The sequence below is a fragment of the Mycobacterium simulans genome (assembly GCF_900232995.1).
Classification (GTDB): domain Bacteria; phylum Actinomycetota; class Actinomycetes; order Mycobacteriales; family Mycobacteriaceae; genus Mycobacterium; species Mycobacterium simulans.
Genome location: NZ_OCVX01000047.1, coordinates 1 through 3,146 on the forward strand (window position 1 = coordinate 1; position 3,146 = coordinate 3,146).

Below are 3,146 nucleotides of genomic sequence, written 5' to 3' on the forward strand. Positions count from 1 at the left end.
TCTGTCTCGTGGGCTCGGAGATGTGTATAGGAGACGGGTTGCCGGCGGCGGCGGTGCCGGGCTGATCGGGGCGAGCGTCGGCGCCGTTGCTGCCGGGGTCGGCGGTGCCGGCGGGGGTGGGGTTGACGCCGTTTGGCCCAGCGAGTCCGGTGCCACCTTGCCCGCCGGCGCCGCCATCGCCGAACAGGAAGGCGTTGCCGCCACTTCCCCCTCGTCCGGGGTTGCCGTCGTTGATGCCGGCTATTGCGGTCCCGCCCTGCCCGCCGGCGCCGCCATTGCCCCACAACCATCCGCCGTTGCCGCCACCACCGCCGGCCGCGCCGGCGCCGCCCATCCCGCCAGACCCGCCGCTTCCGATCAGCCCGGCGTTGCCACCGTTGCCGCCGGCCTGGCCCGCGTTGCCGGGCGCACCGGCACCGCCGTTGCCGAACAGAATCCCGCCGGCCCCGCCGGCTGCTCCCGGCGTGGTCGCGTTGGCGCCGTTCCCGATCAGTGGGCGCCCGAGCAGTGTTTGGGTAGGCGCGTTGATCAGGTTCAGCACGTCCTGCTCCAGCGTCTGCAGCGGCGAGGCGTTGGCGGCCTCGGCGCTTGCGTACATGCCTCCGGCGCTAGTCAAGGACTGCACGAACCGCTGATGAAACGCCGCCGCGTGTGCGCTGAACATCTGATAGGCCTGGGCGTGTTCGGAAAACAGCGCTGCCACCGCCGCAGAGATCTCATCAGCCCCGGCCGCCAGCAACCCGGTGGTCGGGGCTGCTGCCGCGGCATTGGCCGCGCTGAGCACCGAGCCGATGTCCTGCAGATTCGTCGCCGCCGCCGCCAACATATCCGGCGTCGCCACCACAAACGACATAGCTGCCTCCCACCAAGTCATCAATCGCCGGCGCGACTACGGATGACGGTAGGTGGCCCCTATATGAGCGTCTAGCAGAAGTTTTAAAATACAACCTTGCGTGACACGCAAGTCTTGGTAGTCGACGTACCGGGTTGGCTGGCCGACGGTTACGCCAATTGGGCCAGTGCCGCCTTGATCCGGGCCTGCGCATCGTCCAGCGATTTCGGCGACGGGTTCCGGTCGACGTTGGCAAAACCGAAGTCGCTCAGGCTGCGGGTGGGGAAGACGTGCACGTGCAGGTGCGGCACTTCCAGCCCGGCGATGATCACCCCGGCACGCTCGGCTCGAAACGCCGTGCACACGGCCTTTCCGATCAGTTGGCTCACCGCCATGACGCGGCCAAATACCGTTGGATCGACGTCCTGCCATTGATCGATCTCGGCGCGGGGCACGACCAGCGTGTGCCCGTGCGTCATCGGCTCAATCGTCAGAAACGCGACGACCCCGTCGTCCTCGTAAACGAAGCGCCCGGGCAGTTCGCGGTTAATGATCTTGGTGAAGATCGATGCCATTCGACAAGCATATGCGCGTAACGCGGGCGGGCCCTGGGTACGGTCGTGCACGTGACCTCACGGATCGACAGGCGGTCGATGCTCGCGCTCTCAGCGGTTGGCGCCCTCACGGCGGCGCTGCCCTCCTGCCGCAGCGCGCAGCCATATCAGAACAGCGAGCAGCCGGACCATAGCGACGAGGAGCCCGTCGAGCTCGATGACTATGGATACGATCCCGACGTTCCGGAAACGGCGACACCGGTCACGCCTGTGCGCCGCGGTACAGTGCCGCCGGCCGCGTCTGTCCGGACCGAATGGTTGCCCCCGGTTGGCAGGCAGACCATGCCGAACTGTTTCGTGTGGGCTTCCGTATACGGTTTGGCGACGTTCTACGCGGCACGCAAAAGCGGGATTCCGCCAACCAGCCGTGCCCGGCAGGCCGGTCCCGACTACGCCTACGTTCGCTACGAAATTGCAAGCAAGACAGAACAAAACAGCTGCAAAGGCGGCCAGATCACCAAGTGTCTCGATTGGCTACGATCCAATGGTGGCACGCCATCGTTGGCCGCAGCCCCAAACCACGGTCGACAGGAATCGAAACCGTCGTGTGGCATCAACTGGTCGGCGTATGGTTCCCAAGCAATCCCGCCGGAACCGAGTTTTCTAATCCCCGAGTACAAGACGACAAAGATCACCGGTCCGGATGGCTTGAACAATCTACGGACCGTCATCGCGTCGGGCGTGCCAATCGCTTTTGGCACCTCCCTCTACACAGACTTCATGCGCTACCGCGGTTCGCCCTCGCCCTACGTGGGCAATAAGGAATTCGTCAAGAACAAGGGTGGCACGAAAGCCGGCCATGTGATGCTCATAGTCGCCTACGACGATGCCTACACAAAGACCACCGGCGCGGTTCGGATTCAGAACAGTTGGGGGAGACGTTGGGGCGAAAAGGGATTCGTATGGATGGCATATGACACTCTGGAATCACTCGCCCAGGGATACGGGGTGTACGTGCCCGAATCTGCATAACACAGCGCCACCGCTGAAGCTGAATTGTTAACGCGGCGTGTCCGTGTCGTAGTGCATGACCGTCAAAATCCACGATGACCCAATTCACGGGAGGGGTCTAAGGTGCGCATACCTGCGACTATGTTGGCAGTGCTAACCGCATGCGCCACGACCCTCTTCCCGGCGCCCGCGAGGGCGGCCGCGATGTTCGGGCCGCTGGCGCCGCCCAACCCGTTCATGGCTCCCAACGGGCTGGCGTCCATGCACAACGACGCGGGATCGGCCGACGCGGGACCGCTTCCGGGGCCGGGCAAGCGCTTCGTCCCGATCTTCGCCTACCCGCTGCTGGCTGCGTGTCCGACGATCACGCAGGGCACCGATGGCCTGGTATTGGCGCTGTGCACTGCCATCGTCGACCAGGCTCCGACCGTCCACCTGATCGATCCGGGAGGGATCCTCCCGCATGTGGTCCCGCTGGCCAGCCTGAAAGTCGCCAAGGGCGGCCTGCTCGGCGGTGTGTACGCCTACCTGGACAACAACAACCAGCTGGTGATGATCGACGGGACCAACCACCTGTTGCGCATCGCGCACACCCAAGACGGCCAGGGCGCTTGGCATCTGGACGTCACCGAGTCGATCGACGTGTCCAGCGTGATTCCGCCCGGGGACCAATCCGTCGGCGTGGTCCCCGACTATGCGGGCAACGTCTGGTTCGCTACCGGCACCGGGGTGGTGGGGGTGTCAAAGGT

The 3,146-nt window shown here is 65.0% G+C and carries 3 protein-coding genes and 1 pseudogene; 2 read left to right on the plus strand and 2 right to left on the minus strand.

Annotated elements, in window-relative coordinates:
* Together MSIMFI_RS26915 and MSIMFI_RS26920 are read right to left on the minus strand one after the other, a co-directional pair.
* The coding region (locus MSIMFI_RS26915) for a PE family protein (RefSeq protein ID WP_191499971.1) at positions 1–853 on the minus strand (853 nt) is incomplete at its 3' end.
* A 149-nt stretch (positions 854–1,002) separates the two neighbouring features.
* Positions 1,003–1,407, minus strand: coding sequence for an HIT family protein (locus tag MSIMFI_RS26920; RefSeq protein WP_191499972.1), 405 nt, complete (start codon positions 1,405–1,407; stop codon positions 1,003–1,005).
* A gap of 357 nt (positions 1,408–1,764) precedes the next feature.
* Between MSIMFI_RS26920 and MSIMFI_RS26925 the strand changes: the two genes are divergently transcribed.
* Together MSIMFI_RS26925 and MSIMFI_RS26930 are read left to right on the plus strand one after the other, a co-directional pair.
* Positions 1,765–2,418, plus strand: coding sequence for a C1 family peptidase (locus MSIMFI_RS26925; RefSeq protein ID WP_224770485.1), 654 nt, complete (start codon positions 1,765–1,767; stop codon positions 2,416–2,418).
* A gap of 120 nt (positions 2,419–2,538) precedes the next feature.
* Positions 2,539–3,146, plus strand: a pseudogene (locus tag MSIMFI_RS26930) (hypothetical protein); the annotation flags it as partial.

What these genes read in the sequence shown, in the direction of transcription:
- MSIMFI_RS26920 (WP_191499972.1), bottom strand. Translation starts at nt 1,407, where the DNA reads ATGGCATCGATCTTCACCAAGATCATTAACCGCGAACTGCCCGGGCGC.